Annotated in this window: 16 protein-coding genes and 8 tRNA genes; 3 read left to right on the forward strand and 21 right to left on the reverse strand. The window is 32.2% G+C overall.

Annotated elements, in window-relative coordinates; genetic code table 11:
- Nucleotides 1-70: 70 nt before the first annotated feature.
- The 21 genes from NZ841_00330 to NZ841_00430 form a co-directional block, all read right to left on the reverse strand.
- Nucleotides 71-316 carry a DUF4321 domain-containing protein gene (locus NZ841_00330; GenBank protein ID MCS7201221.1) on the reverse strand — a complete coding sequence of 82 codons (246 nt, stop codon included), beginning with the start codon at nt 314-316 and terminating at the stop codon, nt 71-73.
- Nucleotides 316-840 carry a Gx transporter family protein gene (locus tag NZ841_00335; GenBank protein MCS7201222.1) on the reverse strand — a complete coding sequence of 175 codons (525 nt, stop codon included), beginning with the start codon at nt 838-840 and terminating at the stop codon, nt 316-318. The genes NZ841_00330 and NZ841_00335 overlap by 1 nt, the downstream gene beginning before the upstream one ends.
- Nucleotides 837-1,718, reverse strand: a complete 882-nt coding sequence (locus NZ841_00340; protein MCS7201223.1) for an FAD:protein FMN transferase — start codon at nt 1,716-1,718, stop codon at nt 837-839. The genes NZ841_00335 and NZ841_00340 overlap by 4 nt, the downstream gene beginning before the upstream one ends.
- 104 nt (nt 1,719-1,822) lie before the next feature.
- Entirely contained in the window at nt 1,823-2,626 is an 804-nt protein-coding gene (locus NZ841_00345; protein MCS7201224.1) for an RnfABCDGE type electron transport complex subunit B, read from the reverse strand.
- Between the two features lie 13 nt (nt 2,627-2,639).
- Entirely contained in the window at nt 2,640-3,227 is a 588-nt protein-coding gene (locus tag NZ841_00350) for an RnfABCDGE type electron transport complex subunit A (protein MCS7201225.1), read from the reverse strand.
- Between the two features lie 13 nt (nt 3,228-3,240).
- Nucleotides 3,241-3,879, reverse strand: a complete 639-nt coding sequence (gene rsxE / locus NZ841_00355; GenBank protein MCS7201226.1) for an electron transport complex subunit RsxE — start codon at nt 3,877-3,879, stop codon at nt 3,241-3,243.
- Nucleotides 3,880-3,894: 15 nt separating this feature from the next.
- A complete protein-coding gene (locus NZ841_00360) occupies nt 3,895-4,428 on the reverse strand; it encodes an RnfABCDGE type electron transport complex subunit G (GenBank protein MCS7201227.1) in 534 nt (177 codons plus the stop codon).
- The gene (locus NZ841_00365) at nt 4,425-5,363 is read right to left on the reverse strand and encodes an RnfABCDGE type electron transport complex subunit D (GenBank protein MCS7201228.1); all 939 of its coding nucleotides are present in this window, start codon (nt 5,361-5,363) and stop codon (nt 4,425-4,427) included. The genes NZ841_00360 and NZ841_00365 overlap by 4 nt, the downstream gene beginning before the upstream one ends.
- A 12-nt stretch (nt 5,364-5,375) precedes the next feature.
- Nucleotides 5,376-6,686 (reverse strand): electron transport complex subunit RsxC, encoded by a 1,311-nt coding sequence (gene rsxC / locus NZ841_00370; protein ID MCS7201229.1) that lies wholly within the window; start codon nt 6,684-6,686, stop codon nt 5,376-5,378.
- A 17-nt stretch (nt 6,687-6,703) separates the two neighbouring features.
- Nucleotides 6,704-9,346 carry a valine--tRNA ligase gene (locus NZ841_00375; GenBank protein MCS7201230.1) on the reverse strand — a complete coding sequence of 881 codons (2,643 nt, stop codon included), beginning with the start codon at nt 9,344-9,346 and terminating at the stop codon, nt 6,704-6,706.
- A 12-nt stretch (nt 9,347-9,358) separates the two neighbouring features.
- Nucleotides 9,359-10,585: an ATP-dependent Clp protease ATP-binding subunit ClpX gene (gene clpX, locus NZ841_00380; protein MCS7201231.1), complete on the reverse strand. Its 1,227-nt coding sequence runs from the start codon at nt 10,583-10,585 to the stop codon at nt 9,359-9,361.
- A gap of 14 nt (nt 10,586-10,599) precedes the next feature.
- Nucleotides 10,600-11,187 (reverse strand): ATP-dependent Clp endopeptidase proteolytic subunit ClpP, encoded by a 588-nt coding sequence (gene clpP / locus NZ841_00385; protein ID MCS7201232.1) that lies wholly within the window; start codon nt 11,185-11,187, stop codon nt 10,600-10,602.
- Entirely contained in the window at nt 11,184-12,485 is a 1,302-nt protein-coding gene (tig, locus tag NZ841_00390) for a trigger factor (GenBank protein ID MCS7201233.1), read from the reverse strand. Before tig ends, clpP begins: the two co-directional genes overlap by 4 nt.
- 71 nt (nt 12,486-12,556) lie before the next feature.
- Nucleotides 12,557-12,631: transfer RNA gene (locus NZ841_00395), tRNA-Gly, on the reverse strand.
- A gap of 9 nt (nt 12,632-12,640) precedes the next feature.
- Nucleotides 12,641-12,725: transfer RNA gene (locus NZ841_00400), tRNA-Leu, on the reverse strand.
- A gap of 11 nt (nt 12,726-12,736) precedes the next feature.
- Nucleotides 12,737-12,812: transfer RNA gene (locus NZ841_00405), tRNA-Lys, on the reverse strand.
- Nucleotides 12,813-12,821: 9 nt separating this feature from the next.
- Nucleotides 12,822-12,898, reverse strand: a tRNA-Arg gene (locus NZ841_00410).
- Between the two features lie 6 nt (nt 12,899-12,904).
- Nucleotides 12,905-12,981: transfer RNA gene (locus NZ841_00415), tRNA-His, on the reverse strand.
- Nucleotides 12,982-12,997: 16 nt separating this feature from the next.
- A tRNA-Arg gene (locus NZ841_00420) sits at nt 12,998-13,074 on the reverse strand.
- 8 nt (nt 13,075-13,082) lie between these two features.
- Nucleotides 13,083-13,157 (reverse strand) — tRNA-Gly (locus NZ841_00425).
- Nucleotides 13,158-13,163: 6 nt separating this feature from the next.
- Nucleotides 13,164-13,240, reverse strand: a tRNA-Pro gene (locus NZ841_00430).
- Nucleotides 13,241-13,361: 121 nt separating this feature from the next.
- Here NZ841_00430 and amrB point away from each other — a divergent pair.
- From amrB to mfd, 3 genes are read left to right on the forward strand one after another with little or no spacing between them, the layout of a single operon-like run.
- Nucleotides 13,362-14,156, forward strand: a complete 795-nt coding sequence (gene amrB / locus NZ841_00435; protein MCS7201234.1) for an AmmeMemoRadiSam system protein B — start codon at nt 13,362-13,364, stop codon at nt 14,154-14,156.
- On the forward strand, nt 14,157-14,738 hold the full coding sequence (gene pth / locus NZ841_00440; GenBank protein MCS7201235.1) for an aminoacyl-tRNA hydrolase: 582 nt from the start codon (nt 14,157-14,159) through the stop codon (nt 14,736-14,738).
- Complete coding sequence (gene mfd, locus NZ841_00445; protein MCS7201236.1) at nt 14,726-17,911, forward strand: transcription-repair coupling factor; 3,186 nt, start codon at nt 14,726-14,728, stop codon at nt 17,909-17,911. The genes pth and mfd overlap by 13 nt, the downstream gene beginning before the upstream one ends.
- The last annotated feature ends 40 nt before the right edge of the window (nt 17,912-17,951 follow it).

A 17,951-nucleotide genomic window follows, 5' to 3' on the forward strand; every position in this document is an offset into this window, starting at 1 on the left:
GAAGAAGCTTTTTTTAGAGAAGCTATACCAACCTCTCCTCAATTCTTCCCACATTTTCTCACCTTAAATACTATATACTATAAAAAATTAATACTAAAAGGATTCCAATAGCACTACCCAAATTAAATCTAAGATTTAATCCAAATGTCAAGTTTATAAAATAAAGATCTAAAGTCCAAGGAGAAAAACCAATATTTATGCCCTCAGTAAGAATTGGAATTTTGTCTTTTAGAGCCTCTGCAATAACCCCTCCAATAATTACACCTAAAATTAATAGGAATATCAGTAATCTTATAGACCACTTATTCCTTCTCATTAATTTCCTCCTAATATAAAGGACAATCTTTTAATTATCCAATTTGCTAAAATTCCGTTAAAGGTTCCTGTAGTTATAGCAAATATTAATAAAAAGGGAATATAGAAAAAAATACTTTTATGAGAGATAAAAAAGGATACTATCATTAATTGAGAAATATTATGAGAAAGAGCACCAAGTATACTTATAAAAGTAAGGCTAAGATCCTTCTTATTAAACAAAAAACCCATAGTTAAAGCGCTAATTATTCCCCCCATTAAACTTAGAAAAAAAGAAAAACCAAAAAGACCTCCTAATATCATATTCACAATCAATACTCTAAGAATAGAGATAATTAATCCTTCTTTTAGACCCCACCAATAAATTCCTATCAAAGTTATTATATTAGCTATTCCAAGTTTTGCTCCTGGAAGCGAAGATAAAGGATTTAGAAATAATGCTTCTAAATAATATAATATACAAGCAAGAGAAATCATAATTCCTAAAAAAGAAACAAAGTATATTCTATTTTTAAATTTTATCATTTTTCTTCTTCAAAATAAATATTATCAGACTTCCAGATTTTTCCATCCTTTTCTACAATAATTACTCCGACATCTCTAAATTTACTTTTCCAAAGATCCTTTCCTCTTTCTCCTAAAACAAAAAATAAAGTTGATAAAGCATCTGCAGTAATTCCATTCTTACTTATGATAGTTACACTCATTATTTCCGAAGAAGGAATTCCTGTCTTAGGATTAATAATATGGGGATATCTTTTACCATTGTTTACAAAGAATCTTTCATAATCTCCCGAAGTAGCTACTACTCCACTTTTAATTTTTATTTTTCCAATAATTCTTCCTTCTTTTCTTGGATGTTTAATTCCAATTATCCAATAATCTCCTTTTAAAGGCTTACCGTATACCCCAATAGTTCCACCTATATCTAAATAAACTCTTTGCAAATTAAGATTTTTAGAAATCTCCAAAAGTCTTTGAACTGCATACCCTTTTGCAATTCCTCCTAGATCTAATGACATTCCTTTTCTTTTAAGTCTCACTTTTCCTTCAGATATTTCTAGATCTTTCCAATTTACTTTACTTAAGGCTTCTTTTAATTCTTTATCGTTAGGAATATACAAACTTCCATTATAAAATCCCCATAATTCCATTAGAGGCCCTATAGTTGGATCAAATAGACCTTCGGAAATTTGAGCATAGTATTTTGCTTCCTTAAGAACATCTTCAACTTCTTTAGAGACCTCTATCCAATCTCCTGCTTTTTTATTTATTTTATAAACTTCACTTTGGGGATTGAATCTATTTAACTTTTGATCTAGTTCTTCTAATTTTTTCCAGCAAATCTCTTTTGCTTTTTCGCTATCCTTTCCCCAAAAATAAATAGTTATAAAGGTATCCATTAGGATACCACTTTTTTGAGCTTCATATTTAGAAAAATTCTCCCTTATTAGATAGGCGCCTATTAAGATTATAAATAAAAAAATTAAGCTTTTTAAAACTCTCATTACTTAGTTTTTAATAGAATTAGAGCCTTTGTAGGACATTTTTCTACACAAATTCCACATCCATCACAGATTTCATAATTTATCATAGGAAGTCTTCCTTGCATTGTTATAGCCCCTTTTGGACATACTCGAGTACATATTCCACAACCAATACAAGCTCTTGAACACACCTGTCTTGCATCAGGCCCAGGTAAAATTGTTTTACATCCTAAAAGTAAAGGGATATTAATAGGAAGAAGAGTCAAAATTCCCCTTGGGCATTCCTTAACACATAAACCACATCCCGTACACTTCGTAGAATCAATCTTTGGAAGTCCATCTTCTCCCATATATATTGCAGAAAAAGGACAGACCATAACACAGTCTCCATATCCAATACATCCATTGGGACATCCTTTCTCTCCTCCCTGAGTTAGATGTGAGGCCCTACAAGTTTTGATTCCTTTATATATAAACCTATTAACAGCTATTTCCTTTCCACCTTGGCAATTTAAAAAGGCAATATTTTTAGTTATTGTAATTTCTTCCTCCAAGCCTAAAACTTTTGCTACTTCCTTTGCAACTTTTTCTCCTCCAGCAACACAACCAGTACTTTTAGCTTTCCCTTCTATAATTGCTTGAGCTAATCCTTCACATCCAGGGTAACCACAAGCACCACAGTTAGTTCCTGGCAAAACTTTTAATATCTCAGAAAGTCTTGGATCAATTTCCACAGCAAATTTTTTTCCTGCAAAAGCAAGAGTGCTTCCAAAAACTAATCCTATTCCTCCTAATACTAATGCTGCTAATAAGACTATACTCATAATTTCCCTCCTTTTAATGTGCCATTCCTTGGAATCCTAAAAATACAAGAGCTAATAATCCAGAAGTTATAAAAACTAAAGGATAACCTTTCCAAAAATCAGGGATATCTGAAAAAGCTAATCTTTCTCTAATAGCAGCTAAAAGAAGAAGAGCAATAGTATAACCCACTGAAACTCCTAAAGAATAAATAATAACTTCCAAAAGATTATAAGCCATATCTATATTAATAAAAGTTACACCTAAAATAGCACAATTTGTTGTTATTAATGGCAAATATATTCCCATAGCCCTATATAGATAAGGAGAAGTTTTTCTTATTACCATTTCCACAAGCTGAACTAATGCAGCAATGACTAGTATAAAGGCTATTATTTTTAAAAATATAAGATTTAAAGGCTGTAATATGTAGTAATATATGAAAAAAGTCACAACAGAAGCCATGACTGTTACAAAAGTAACAGCAATACCCATTCCTATAGAGGCATCATATTGAGAAGTCATTCCTACATAAGAACATAAGGCTAAAAATCGCATAAAGACAATATTATCTACTAAGGAAGCAAATAAGAATAATGTAAACAATTTTCCTAAAATTACCATAGCTTCCTCCTAATTATTTATCATGAGGAGTAAATACTTTTTTTGAGATATTCTTCTTAATCTCTTTCATAGACCAGTTTAGTATACCTATCAATAGACCGATCCCCCAAAAAGCCCCAGGAGGCATAATGAAAGCAAGGGCAGGCTTAAAAAAAGAGGGCATTATAGGAATACCAAGAAGAGTTCCTGATCCTAAAAGTTCTCTTATACCTGCCAAAACTGTTATACTCCAAAAGTAACCTATACTCATTCCTAAACCATCAGCTATAGAATTCAGAATATTATTCTTATAGGCAAAGGCCTCAGCTCTTCCAATAATAATACAATTAACAACAATTAAAGGAATGAAAATACCTAGAGAATGATGAAGTTCAGGCATATATGCAGACATTACTAAATCAGTTATAGTAGTAAAAGTACCAATAACAATAATAAATATAGGAATCCTTATATTGTAAGGTATTATCGGTCTAAGCAAAGACACAAAAATATTTGAAAATATCATCACAAAGGAAAAAGCAAATCCCATACCAATCCCATTCGCTAAATTTGTAGTAACCGCAAGAACAGAACATAATCCTATCATCAATATTAATACAGGATTTTCTTTAAAAATTCCATTTACGAAATTTACCCAAAATTCCCTTGCCATAAAAACTCCCCCTTATTAATCCTTAATGACTAAAGCTTCTTTTACAGCTCTTAGTACTGCCCTTGAAGATATGGTAGCTCCAGTAATAGGTTGAATATCTTTTTTAAGTTCCATATTAGGAGAATTCTTACCAATGAACTGATTTAAAAATTCATCTTTAGTTATTTCCGCTCCTAAACCTGGTGTTTCTTGTTGAGAAATAATCTTAACTTTTGTGATCTTTCCTAGAGTATCTATACCCACTAAAAGATTAATATCACTACTATATCCTCGAATAACTAATTCAACAACTTTTCCAACTTTTTGATTATTATTTTTTCCTTCATATACTCCTATAATTTTAACCATTTTATCTTTAGGTTTAGGAATATCACTAATATTATCAAAGTGTTTTGCCAGAGGTAAAATTTCCTGAAGGGCTTGAAGCTTTTCTTTTTCTTTTTGCATTGCAATAATTTTTTGAGTCTGAATATAAACATAGGCTAAAGCTCCTGCTGCTATAGCACATATTATCATAAGAATCACTCCATAGAGAACTATTTCTTTCATTTCTTCACCTCTCCAAATTTATGAGGCTTAATACTTCTATCTATTAAAGGTGTAAGAGCATTCATGACTAATATCCCATATGTAACACCTTCTGGATAACTTCCAAATATCCGAATCATTAGAGTCAGAAAACCTGCACCAATTCCAAAAATTAATCTACCTTTAGGAGTTAAAGGTGTTGTTACCCAATCGGTAGCCATAAAGAAGGCTCCTAAGAAAACTCCACCTGATAAAATTTGAAATATTGGATCCTTTCTGAATAACAAAGATAAAACCATTATTGATAGGATATAACTAATTGGAATTCTCCAATCAATTATATTCTTGTAAATAAGCCAAATACCCCCAATAAGTAGAAAAAGAGCAGAAGTTTCTCCTATAGATCCTGAAACTTTTCCTATAAATAAATCCCAGTAAGAAGGTAAAGAATAAGGTAACTTTAACTTTTCTATTGCTAGTGGAGTTGCTGTAGAAACAGGAGTGGCAGAAGTTAATGGGTTTATCCAAGAAGTCATAATTACTGGATAAGAGGTTAATAGAAAAGCTCTACCTACCAATGCTGGATTTAAAAAATTCCCTCCTAATCCACCAAAAATTTGTTTTGTTAATATTATTGCTACTCCTGTTCCAATCACAGGAATCCATAAAGGAACTCGTGGTGGTAAGGTTAAGGCTAAGAGTAAACCTGTAACCACCGCACTAAAATCTAATAAGCTATTTAAAGATTTTCTTCTAATTAAAAGAGCTAATCCCTCCCACATAACTGCGGAAACTATGCTTACAAGTATAACAAACAATGAATAAATACCAAAAAAATAAATTCCTGCTATAGTAGCAGGAATAAGAGACATAATCACATTTAACATTACTTTACTCACATCTTCATCAGCGAAAATGTGAGGTGAAGAAGATACAATTAACTCTTTTTCTTCCATAGGATATTCCTCCTATTTTCTTCGCTTTTCAAAAATCTCAGATTTTGCCATTCTAATCCACTGAACTAAAGGTCTTCTAGAGGGACAAATATAACTACATGAACCACACTCCATACAATCCAGTGCTCCTTCTTTTTCTGCTAATTCTGTTTTCCTCAAACGAGAATACTCCGCAATAACAGTTGGAATAAGATTCATAGGACATACATCAAGACATCTTCCACAGCGAACACACGCAAGAGTATCATTGTTCTTTATAAAACTTCGTGGAAAGACTAAAACTCCAGAGGTTCCTTTTACAATGGGAGTTGCTAGGCTGTAGATAGTTACTCCCATCATAGGACCACCAAATATTACTTTTCCAGGCACATCTGAAAATCCTCCACATTCTTCTATAAGCTTGAATACTGGAGTTCCAATGCGAACATTAAGATTCTTAGGCTCCTTAATACCCTCCCCTGTTACTGTTACACCTCGCGATATTAGTGGTAATCCTGTCTTAAAATGTTCAGCTATTGCACATGCTGTTCCCACATTATTAACTATAACTCCTACATCTAGAGGGAGACCTCCAGAGGGTACTTCTCTTCCCAAAATAGCTTTTATCAATTGTTTTTCAGAACCTTGTGGGTATTTTGTCTTTAAAACTACTATTTCCATATCTTTTTTTAGATATTTCTTTAAAATCTCTCCTGCATCCTTTTTATTATCTTCTATGGCAATAATTCCTTTTTTCACCCCTAAAACATACATTAATATCTGAAGACCTTCTATAATCAATTCTGGTTTCTCTAACATTAAACGATAATCAATAGTTAAATAAGGTTCACATTCTGCTCCATTTAAAATTACAACATCAATTTTTTTTTCAGGAGGTGGAGTTATTTTAACATGAGTAGGAAAAGCAGCACCACCTAATCCAACAATTCCTGCCTCTCTTATTTTTCTTCTTATCTCATCAGGAGATAGATTTTCCCAAGAAATTGGAGAAATATCAGGAAAAACCTCATCCTTTCCATCACTCTCTATTTCTATTGTTAAAACAGGTTTTCCTGTGGGATGTGGATGAAAACCAATTTTTCTCACAAATCCTGAGGTAGGAGCATGAATCGGTGACGTCACAAAACTTTGTGCATCCCCAATTTTTTGGCCTTTATAAACATAGTCTTTTACTTTCACTAAAGGCTGAGCAGGAGCACCTGTATGTTGTTGAGTTGGAATAAAAAATCTTTCAGGTAAAGCGATAGAAGTTATTGGCGAAGATTTTGATAAATCCTTTTTTGTTGGAGGATGAACGCCACCACGAAAAGTTAAAAAACCCATATATACCTCCTTAATTTTTACTCCAACATTTTCATTCTTTCTAACAGTACCTCTTTTTTTCTTAATAATTCTCTATACTTTTCTCTTTCTTTCTCAATTACATGAGAAGGAGCTTTTTCAATAAAGGATAAATTATTCAACCTTTCTTCTAGATTTTTTATTACTCTTTCTAATTCTTCAATTTCTTTATTTATTTTTTCTTTTTCTCTTTCTAAATTTATTAAACCAGAAAGATAGATATAATAACTTGTATTATTTACCAATACATGAGCAACATTTTTCTCATAAATCATATGCTCAGATTCTACAAGTTCTATCTTTGCTAAGTTAGTAAAATATCCAGAAAATCCCTTTAAAAGAATTTTCTCCTTAATGTTATCAGTAAAGAAAAATACTTTTATTCTTTCAGAGATAGGAATATTAAACTCTGCTCTTAAGGCTCTTATTTTTCTTATAGATTCTTTTATAAATTCCATATTTATTTCACTTTCTTCGTCAATAAAATCTTCCTCATAATTAGGCCAAGGATTTATCATTATACTTTCTGAATGATAGGGAAGCTTCTGCCAAATTTCTTCAGTTATAAAAGGCATTACAGGATGTAATAGTAAGAGATTTGTTGTTAACACTTTCCACAAAATAGATTGAGCAATAAGCTTACTTTCAGGATCCTCTTTATTAGACAATCTTGGTTTTACTAATTCTATATACCAATCACAAAATTCAGACCAAAAGAAATTGTAAATGGTCTTTACATATTCACTAAATCTATAATTTTCTAAGTGTTCTGTTACTTCTTTTATTTCTTTTTGAAGTATACTAAGAATCCATTTATCCGAAAGAGATAACAAATGAGCCTTTAAATCAACTTTAGAATAATCTTTATCCTCCAAATTCATAAGCACAAATCGAGAAGCATTCCATAGCTTATTAGCAAAATTCTTAGTGTTTTCAAAATTCTCTTCATGAAATCTTAAATCTTGCATCTCTGTACACTGAACTGCAAGGCTAAATCTTGTAATATCCGCCCCATATTTCTCAATAAGCTCTAATGGATCCACCCCTGTACCCTTTGATTTACTCATTCTTTTACCTTCCTTTGTAAGAACAGTAGGATGTATATAAACATGATAAAAAGGAACATCCTTTTTAAATTCTAAACCCATCATTATCATCCGAGCAACCCAAAGATTAATAATGTCCCTTGCAGTACTCAAAACAGAAGTAGGATAATAGTATTCTAAATCAGGATTTTCCTCAGGCCATTTCAAAGTTCCAAGAGGCCATAAAGCAGAACTAAACCATGTATCTAATACATCTTCATCTTGTTTTAAGTTCAATGAACCACACTTTTCACAGTTTTTTGGTGACTCTTCTTTAACATTAACATGTCCACAATCGTTACAATACCATGCAGGAATTCTATGTCCCCACCATAATTGTCGCGAAAGACACCAGTCTTTTATATTATACATCCAGTCAAAATATATTTTCTTCCACCTATCAGGAATAAATTTAACTTTACCTTCCTCAACTACTTTTATAGCTTCCTTTGCAATCTCATCCATTCTCATAAACCATTGTTTAGATATTAATGGTTCTATAGAGGTACCACATCTATCACAAGTTGCTAAATCATGAGTATATGGCTCTTTCTTAACAAGATAGCCTTTTTGAGTTAATAATTTTTCAATTTCCTTTCTCGCAGAATAAACATCTAATCCCTTAAACTCTCCCGCATTTTCATTCATATAACCTCTTTCATCTATAACTGTAATAAAGGGAAGATTATGTCTCTTTCCTATTTCAAAATCATCAGGATCATGAGCTGGAGTAACTTTCAACACCCCAGTTCCGAATTCTGGATTTACAGCCTTATCGGCAATTATTGGAATTTTTCTTCCTACTAAAGGCAGAGTAACATTTTTACCAATAAAAGATCTATATCTCTCATCTTCTGGATGAACTGCTACTCCTGTATCTCCCAACATAGTTTCAGGTCGTGCAGTAGCAATTACCAAATAACCTTCTTCCTCTACTAAAGGATATCTTATATACCAAAGAAAAGATTCTTCTTCAATATATTTGACTTCTAAATCTGAAATTGCAGTCCTACAACGGGGGCACCAATTAATAATTCTCTCTCCCCTATATATATATCCTTTATTATAAAGGTCTACAAAAGCTTTTATTACAGCTCTTGAATAAACATCATCCATAGTAAATCTTAGTCTATCCCAGTCACAAGAAACTCCTAATTTTTTAAGTTGTTCAATTATAGTTTGACCATATTTTTCTTTCCACTGCCATACTCTTTCTAAAAACTTTTCTCTTCCTAAATCCCATCTACTTTTTCCTTCTTTTAATAATTCTCTCTCCACTACTGCCTGAGTTGCAATTCCTGCATGATCCGTTCCAGGTATCCATAAAGCATTAAATCCTTGCATTCTTTTCCATCTAATAAGAATATCCTGAATTGTAGCATTCAGAGCATGGCCTAAATGCAAAGAACCTGTAATATTAGGAGGTGGTAAAACAATGGTAAACGGATTTTTAGTATAATCTACATAAGAGTTAAAATATCTCTTCTCTAACCAAAAAGAATACCATCTGTTTTCTACTTTTTTAAAATCATATATACTTGGAAGCTCCTCTTTCATAATTAAAGCCTCCTATCCTACACTCCTCAATAAGTTCTCCCATGAAAACATTCTACGATTATATACCATCTCAGGGGTTACAATAAATTTCTTGATATTTAATTTAGGTAATTCATACATTATTTCTAACATAAGTTCTTCCATTACTGCTCGTAATCCCCGTGCTCCCGTCCCCTTTTCTTGAGCTTCTTTTACAACTGCTCTAAGTGCTTCAACTGAAAACTCCAATTCAATTCCGTCTAAAGCTAGAAGAGCTTGATATTGTTTTACCAAGGCATTTTTAGGTTCAATAAGAATTCTAAACAACTCTTCATCATCCAAAGGATCTAAAACAGTAACAATAGGAAATCTTCCTACAAACTCAGGAATCATCCCAAATTTTAAAAGATCCTCAGGAAGAATTTCCTTTAAGATAGAACTCAAGTTTCTTTTTTTCTTAGGTTCAATTTTAGAACCAAAACCAATATTACTTACATCTAATCTTTTTTCGATAATTTTTTCAATACCCTCGAAAGATCCTCCTGCTATAAATAGAATATCCTTGGTATTAATCTGAATAAATTCCTGATAGGGATGTTTTCTCCCACCTTGAGGAGGAACATTAGCAATAGTTCCTTCTACGATTCTTAAAAGTGCTTGTTGTACTCCTTCCCCAGAAACATCTCGTGTTATGGAGGGATTTTCAGATTTTCTCGAAATTTTATCGATTTCATCAATATATATAATTCCTTTTTCAGCTCTCTTTATGTCCCAATTGGCATTTTGAATTAATCTTAAAAGAATATTTTCTACGTCTTCTCCCACATATCCTGCCTCTGTCAGGGTTGTTGCGTCCGCTATAGCAAAAGGAACCTTTAAAAATTTAGCAAGAGTTTCTGCAAGAAGAGTTTTACCTACACCTGTAGGACCAATAAGAAGAATATTACTTTTTTGAAGTTCAACATCGCCTCTTAATCTATCTCTGTAAAAGATTCTCTTATAGTGATTATATACAGCAACAGAAATAACTTTTTTCGCTTTTTCTTGGCCAATAACATATTGATCCAAAAAAGCCTTTATTTCTGAGGGAGTTGGTAATCTAAACTCCTCTTTCACTTTCTCTTCTTCATTTTGAGAGATTAAATTATGGCAAATTTCTACACATTCATCACATATAAAAACTCCTGGACCTGAAATTATCTTCTTTACTTCCTTTTGAGCCTTACCACAGAAAGAACATCTTATTTCTTTTGTCCCCATGACTCACTCCTATTTTACAATTTTTTGCTTTCTAAGATTTCATCTATAATTCCATACTCCTTCGCCTCTTTTGCAGACATAAAGAAATCTCTGTCAGTATCTCTTTGAATCTTTTCTAAAGGTTGCCCTGTATGATAAGCAAGAATTTCATTTAAAGTTTGACGAAGCTTCAATATTTCTCTTGTATGAATTTCTAGATCTGAAGCAGGTCCATATATTCCTCCTAATGGTTGATGGATCATAACCCTTGAATTAGGAAGAGCATATCTTTTTCCTCTATCTCCTGCAGAAAGAAGTATTGCAGCCATACTTGCGGCTTGGCCTACACAGACTGTAGCTACTTTTGGTTTTATATGCCTTATGGTATCATATATAGCTAGACCTGCAGAGACTTCACCACCTGGACTATTTATATAAAGGTAAATATCTTTTTCGGGATCTTCGGATTCTAAAAAAAGAAGTTGAGCTATAACTAAATTGGCAACTTCATCATTAATAGCAGTTCCCAAAAAAACAATTCTGCTTTTTAAAAGTCGAGAGTAAATGTCATAAGCTCTTTCTCCTCGAGGTGTTTGTTCTATAACTATAGGAATTAAAGTCATTCAGATCCTCCCCCTTCATTTTTCATATTTTCTTCTATCAAAAATTCTTTGACTTTATTAATAAGTATTCTCTTCCTTAGATCTTCAATTAATCCTTCTCTATTTAAAACTCTCTTTAATTCTTTTACATCTTTATTTTCAGATCTTGCCATTTCTTCTATATATTCTTCTAGCTCTTCATCACTTACCTTTATATTCTCTTTTTCAGCAATATAATTTAACAAGTAATCCACTTTGATTCTTGTCTTAGCAGATGATTTGAGATCTTCAATAAACTCTTCTTCACTTTTTCCAATACTTTCCAAATACTCTTGGAAAGTCTTTCCTTGTCTTTCTAAATCTCCTATTATACTTTTTAAAGAGGTTTCTACAACTGATAACACCATACTCTGGGGAGGATCTATTTCACTTCTTTCTAAAATTAATTTTAAAATTTCACCAAAAACTCTATCCTTTTCTCTTTCACGTTTCTCAAGAAGAATTCTCTCTCTTATACCTTTATATAAATCATCAAGTGTTTCATAACCTAACATTTTAGACAGAGTCTCATCACTTATAAGATCGTAAGCCCAAATCTTTTTAACTCTCCAAATTAAAGGGATAACTCTTCCTGCAAATTTACTATTAGGATAATCCTCAGGAAATTTTGTTTCAATTATTTTATGCTCAGCAACCTTCATACCTACAAGTTCTTTTTCTATTTCAGGATTATATTCCCCATTAATTCTTATCCATAAAGGTTCTAGTCTTTCTCCTTCTTTTGTTTCCCTTTCCACATATACTAGATCTCCCTCTATAACTTCTCTATCTTCTACTGGTTTTAATTTACTATACTTCAATCTTAACTGTTCCATGACCTTATTTATTTCTTCTTCATTTACCTCAATATTATTCATCTTAATATCAAATCCCTTATATTCACCTATTTTAATCTCCGGAACAATTTCAAGAGAAAAAGATATCTTAATTTTCTCATTTTCATTCCAAGATTGAGGTAAATTAAAGATAGGAGACGAGTATGGTTTTATCTTTTCCTTTTCTAAAACAAGTTTATACGCCTCTCTTGCAGCAATCTTTATAGCCTCAACATAAAAATCCTCACCCAAAAATTTTTCTAAAATTACTCTTGGAGCTTTACCTCTTCTAAATCCGGGGATATTAACTCTATGTATTAAATATTTATATGTTTCTTCTAAAACAATTTCCCTCTGAGAAGAGTCTATTTCTAAATCTACTGTTAATATACTTCCTTCTTCTTTTTTAAATGTATAATTTATTGCTTCTTCTCTGATAACCATCTTTCTTCCTCCCATAAAATAAATAATACCTCAGATTCTCTCTGAGGTCTTAATTATATAATCTTTGTTATTGGAGCGGGAGACGGGATTTGAACCCGCGGCCTTCTCCTTGGCAAGGAGACGCTCTACCCCTGAGCTACTCCCGCATATAAAATTGGTGCGAGGGGCGGGAGTTGAACCCGCACGGGTTTTCCCCACTAGATCCTAAGTCTAGCGCGTCTGCCTTTCCGCCACCCTCGCATTAAAAAAGCTGGTGAGCCGTGCAGGAATCGAACCTGCAACCCCCTGATTAAGAGTCAGGTGCTCTACCTGTTGAGCTAACGGCTCACCCACATATGGCGCGCCCGGGAGGATTCGAACCTCCGGCCCACGGATTAGAAGTCCGTTGCTCTGTCCTACTGAGCTACGGGCGCTTAACTTGGGGTGAACGACGGGATTCGAACCCGCGACCACTGGGGCCACAACCCAGCGCTCTACCAAACTGAGCTACGTTCACCATATTTGTCAAAGTTTGGCGCGCCCAGGAGGACTTGAACCCCCGGCCCGCAGATTCGAAGTCTGCCGCTCTATCCAGCTGAGCTATGGGCGCAAGCAATTTGGAGCGGGAGACGGGATTTGAACCCGCGGCCCTCAGCTTGGAAGGCTGATGCTCTACCCCTGAGCTACTCCCGCCCATTCTGGTCGGGGCAGCTGGATTTGAACCAGCGACCTCCTGGTCCCAAACCAGGCGCGCTCATCCTCTGCGCCATGCCCCGCTGGCTAATAAAATGATATATAAAAATACTTGCTTAGTCAAGGGGGCAATAAATCTATTTCTAATTATTTTCTTGTTTGTTCTAGTAGAGAAGTATAAAAATTTATTGTATAATTATACTCATGAAAAGATTACCACAGGTAGCAGGATATTTTTATCCGAGAGATAAGGAAGAACTTATTAAATACTTAGAAAAATTTATAAAAAGAGAAGAAAAAACTATAAGAGCTAAAGGCTGTATCTCTCCCCATGCAGGATATATATATTCGGGTTCTATTGCAGGAAAAGTTTATTCAGGTATAGATATTCCCGATAAAGTTATTCTGTTAGGACCTAATCATCATGGTTTAGGTTATCCTTCATCTATTTATTCTAAGGGTTCTTGGTCTACTCCTCTAGGAGAAACCGAAATTGATGAAGATTTGGCTAATAAAATATTGAAAAATTCAAAATATTTAAAGGAAGATTTCTCCGCTCATTCTTTAGAACATTCTCTTGAAGTTCAACTGCCATTCCTCCAATATCTGAATCCAAAGGTTAAGATAGTTCCAATAAATATATATGATTATAACTGGAATAATTTAGAAGATTTAGCTACTGCTATAAAAAATAGCATAGATAGAGATATATTAATTGTTGCAAGTTCAGACTTTTCCCACTATGAACCTCATGAGATAGCTAAAGAAAAAGATTACTACGCAATAGAGGCTATTTTAAATATAGATCCAAAAGAATTTTATGAAAGAGTTAAAAAAAGAAAAATAAGTATATGTGGAATTGGGCCTATTATTACATTGCTTTTAGTCCTTAATAGTCTAGGAATTAAAAATTCAAAGCTTGTAGATTACAAGACTTCAGGTGATGTAACTGAAGAATATGAAGCTGTAGTAGGATATGCAGGAATAATATTTTTCTAAATGACTGAGAGATTAGCTATTATAGGCTTAGGAAATCCAGGCTTTGAATACTCTAGAACCCGTCATAATATTGGTTTTATGATTGTAGATTATCTACAAAATTACTTTAATTTCCCTAAATACCAGATTAAAGCTTTATATCATGTCACCTTTAAAGAAATTTTAAACAAGAAAATATACTTAATAAAACCGCAAACATACATGAATTTAAGTGGTATTGGAGTGAAAGAATTTCTTCTTTATCAGTCTCTTGATCTTAGAGAAATTCTTGTGGTTCATGATGACTTAGATTTGGAGTTGGGAAGAATAAGAATTAGATATAACGGTAAAGACGGTGGACATAAGGGAATCAAATCTATAATTGAGGAATTAAATTCTAAAGATTTTTATAGAATGCGAATTGGGATAGGAAGGCCTAGATCTAAAGAAGAAATAGTAGAATATGTACTTTCGAATTTCAAAGATGAAGAGATAGAAATTATCCATAAAGTTATTAAATTGACTCCTGAAATAGTTAAAGTTATTTTAGAGGAGGGATGGGAAAAAGCACAAAACATCTTTAATAGAAAATGTTTACCTTGAAAAAGTATATTAATGAAGATGAAGACTTAAAGACCCTTTTAGAAGAAATTAAAAATAAGAAAGAGATAAAAATTGCTGGTATTTGTGAAGGATTTTTCCCTCTTTTTTTATATTTTCTGAATTCTAATTATAACTCACATATTTTGTGGATTGTAAACAATGAAGATAAATTAGAATCATGGAATTTTCTTTCTCAGTATATAGAAAATTTTTATACTTTTTTACCATTTGTCCATCTTCCTTATGAAAAACCATTAAGATCTCCTACTACAGAAAGTAAAAGAATTAAAGTTCTTGAAAAAATTTTAAAAAACGAAAAGTCTTTTATCTTAGCACCCCTAAAGTCATTGATTTATCCGTTACTTTCTCCTCAAAAGTTAAAAGAAAGTTTTATTTTGCTAAAAAAGGGCACAGAGATTAAAAGAGAAAAAATCTTAGAATATTTACTAACAAATTCTTATGAAAAAACTGATAGAGTAGAGAGAATGGGACAATTTAGCATAAGAGGGGGAATCATAGATATATTTTCCCCTTCGAGCTCTCTTCCTTTAAGAATTGAGTTTCTAGGTGATGAAATAGAATCTTTAAGATTTTTTGACCATGAGACTCAAAGATCTGTGAGATTAATTGACGAATTCTCTCTGTCACCTCTTAATGAATTATTAGGAGAAAAAAATGAAGAAAAATTGTTCCATAAAGAGGAAAAATTTACTTTCTTTGATTATTTACCTTCTAACACTCTAATAATATTGGAAGATCTTAATGAGAGTATTAAAATACTTGAATTATGGGAAAATAAAGGAAAAGAAAACTTCGAAAGAAGAATATCTTACAAAGAGAAACTACCTAAAGACTTATATTTAAATAAGCTCATCTTCTCTAGATATATTGAAAATTTTCCTAGAATCTTAATAAACTCCTATTGGAATCCTGATATTATCTTTTCTTTTTCTTCCCCACCTACTTATAGGGGAAAGATTGAAATCCTAGAAAAAGACTTAGAAAGATATTTGACTGAGGGATGGAATATATATATCCAAAGTTATTATAAAGAAATTTTAGAAGAAAAAACTAAAAAAATTGCAAACAAAATAAAATTTTTAATTTCTGAAGAACTACAAGAGGGATTTATCTGGGAGAAACTAAAAATCTTATTATTAACGGATAAAGAAATATTTGGATGGAAAAAGAAAAAACCTATAAAGGTTATTAAAAGTAATAATAAAGTAGATTTAAGTCATTTCGAAATTGGAGATTATATTGTACATATAAATTATGGTATAGGTAGGTTTTTAGGTTTAAAAAAACTAACAATAAAGGGTGAAACTAAAGAATACATTCAATTAGAATATGCAGATCAAACTTACGTATTTGTTCCTTTAGAAGAAATGCATTTAATTCAAAAGTATGTTTCTCCCAGTGGACAAAACCCAGTATTAAGCAGATTAGGAACAAAATCTTGGGAAGAAACAAAAAAGAAAGTGAAAGAATCAGTAAAAGAAATCGCACGAGAATTAATAAAAATGTATGCAAAAAGAGAAATAGAGGAGGGTTATGCTTTTTCTCAAGATACTGAATGGCAAAGAGAATTAGAAGCAAGTTTTCCATACGAGGAAACTGAAGATCAAATAAAAGCTCTTTACGAGATTAAGAAAGATATGGAATCTAAAAAACCAATGGAAAGAGTTTTAATTGGAGATGTTGGCTTTGGAAAAACAGAATTGGCTTTAAGAGCAAGCTTTAAAGCAGTTCTAGATGGAAAACAAGTAGCAATATTAGTTCCCACCACTCTTCTTGCCTTCCAACATTGGAGAGTTTTTAAAGAAAGATTAAATGCTTTTCCTGTAAATGTAGAAGTCTTAAGTAGATTAAAATCTAGTTCAGAACAAAAGAAAATTTTAAAAAGATTAAAAAAAGGAGAAATAGATATTTTAATTGGAACTCATAGAATTTTGCAAAAGGATGTAGAATTTAAAGACTTAGGATTAATAATAGTAGATGAAGAACATAGATTCGGCGTTTTTCAGAAAGAAGGATTCAAAAAGAAATATCCTAATGTGGATATTCTTTATCTTTCTGCTACCCCAATACCACGAACTCTTTCTATGGTACTGAGTGGGATAAGACAATTTTCTGTTTTAGAAACACCTCCCCAAAATAGACTTCCTATAGAGACTTTTGTTGTGGAATTTAATCCTCAGATAATTCGAGAAGGAATCAAGAGAGAATTAGAAAGAAATGGACAGGTATATTATATCTGTAACGATATATCTCGTTTAGAGTCTATTGCTAAAATGCTAAATAATTTAGTTCCAGAAGCAAGAATTGGTATTGTCCATGGAAAAATGGAAGAAAAAGAATTAACAAAGACAATGTCAGAGTTTTATGAAGGGAAAATTGATATTCTTATTGCAACAACAATTGTAGAATCAGGTCTAGATGTTCCCAATGCTAATACTCTAATTGTTGAAAATGCAGAACATATGGGATTAGCGCAACTTTATCAACTGAGAGGAAGAATAGGAAGATCATCGAGAAAGGCTTATGCATATTTCTTACATTCTCCCTTGAAATCATTATCTACAGAAGGCATAAAAAGATTAGAAGCTTTAAAAGAATTTTCTGCCTTAGGTTCAGGCTTAAGATTAGCATTAAGAGATTTAGAAATAAGAGGGGCAGGAAATTTATTAGGAAAAGAACAACACGGACATATGGAAGAAGTTGGATTCTATCTTTATATGCAGATGTTAGAAGAAGCAATTAAAGAGTTGAAACAAGAAAAAGAGGAAAAAATAGATTGCAGAATATCTTTACCTTATTCTGTGTTTATTCCTGAAAATTATATCTCAAATGCAAGTGAAAGAATTTATTATTATCAAAAACTCGTAAAACTCGAAAATTTAGAATCTCTAGAAGAAATAAAAGAAGAAATGGAAGATATTTATGGAAAGATACCTAAAGAGATTCAAGTCTTATTTATCTTAGCAGAGATAAAATATAGGGCTCAGAAGATGAAAATTTCTAAGATTGATATTTCAAGAGACAAGGCTATATTTTATTTCTCCAATGGGAAAAGAGAACTTTCTTTACCAAATGGAGATTTTATTATCCAAGGTAAGTTTATAATTAAATTTTTAAGCGAGATCTCACTAGTTTATGGAAAAAAACCGTGATATAATCCCAAGAGATTTAAAAAATAAATTGAAGAGGTGA

This window comes from Dictyoglomus sp., assembly GCA_025060475.1.
Classification (GTDB): Bacteria; Dictyoglomota; Dictyoglomia; order Dictyoglomales; family Dictyoglomaceae; genus NZ13-RE01.

Bases quoted from the DNA above. Each gene is read 5' to 3' on its own strand.
- NZ841_00335 (MCS7201222.1), bottom strand. From the start codon at position 840: ATGATAAAATTTAAAAATAGAATATACTTTGTTTCTTTTTTAGGAATT.
- NZ841_00330 (MCS7201221.1), bottom strand. From the start codon at position 316: ATGAGAAGGAATAAGTGGTCTATAAGATTACTGATATTCCTATTAATT.
- NZ841_00340 (MCS7201223.1), bottom strand. From the start codon at position 1,718: ATGGATACCTTTATAACTATTTATTTTTGGGGAAAGGATAGCGAAAAA.
- pth (MCS7201235.1), top strand. From the start codon at position 14,157: ATGACTGAGAGATTAGCTATTATAGGCTTAGGAAATCCAGGCTTTGAA.
- rsxE (MCS7201226.1), bottom strand. From the start codon at position 3,879: ATGGCAAGGGAATTTTGGGTAAATTTCGTAAATGGAATTTTTAAAGAA.
- mfd (MCS7201236.1), top strand. From the start codon at position 14,726: ATGTTTACCTTGAAAAAGTATATTAATGAAGATGAAGACTTAAAGACC.
- NZ841_00375 (MCS7201230.1), bottom strand. From the start codon at position 9,346: ATGAAAGAGGAGCTTCCAAGTATATATGATTTTAAAAAAGTAGAAAAC.
- amrB (MCS7201234.1), top strand. From the start codon at position 13,362: ATGAAAAGATTACCACAGGTAGCAGGATATTTTTATCCGAGAGATAAG.
- NZ841_00350 (MCS7201225.1), bottom strand. From the start codon at position 3,227: ATGGTAATTTTAGGAAAATTGTTTACATTATTCTTATTTGCTTCCTTA.
- clpP (MCS7201232.1), bottom strand. From the start codon at position 11,187: ATGACTTTAATTCCTATAGTTATAGAACAAACACCTCGAGGAGAAAGA.
- rsxC (MCS7201229.1), bottom strand. From the start codon at position 6,686: ATGGGTTTTTTAACTTTTCGTGGTGGCGTTCATCCTCCAACAAAAAAG.
- tig (MCS7201233.1), bottom strand. From the start codon at position 12,485: ATGGTTATCAGAGAAGAAGCAATAAATTATACATTTAAAAAAGAAGAA.
- NZ841_00365 (MCS7201228.1), bottom strand. From the start codon at position 5,363: ATGGAAGAAAAAGAGTTAATTGTATCTTCTTCACCTCACATTTTCGCT.
- clpX (MCS7201231.1), bottom strand. From the start codon at position 10,585: ATGGGGACAAAAGAAATAAGATGTTCTTTCTGTGGTAAGGCTCAAAAG.
- NZ841_00360 (MCS7201227.1), bottom strand. From the start codon at position 4,428: ATGAAAGAAATAGTTCTCTATGGAGTGATTCTTATGATAATATGTGCT.
- NZ841_00345 (MCS7201224.1), bottom strand. From the start codon at position 2,626: ATGAGTATAGTCTTATTAGCAGCATTAGTATTAGGAGGAATAGGATTA.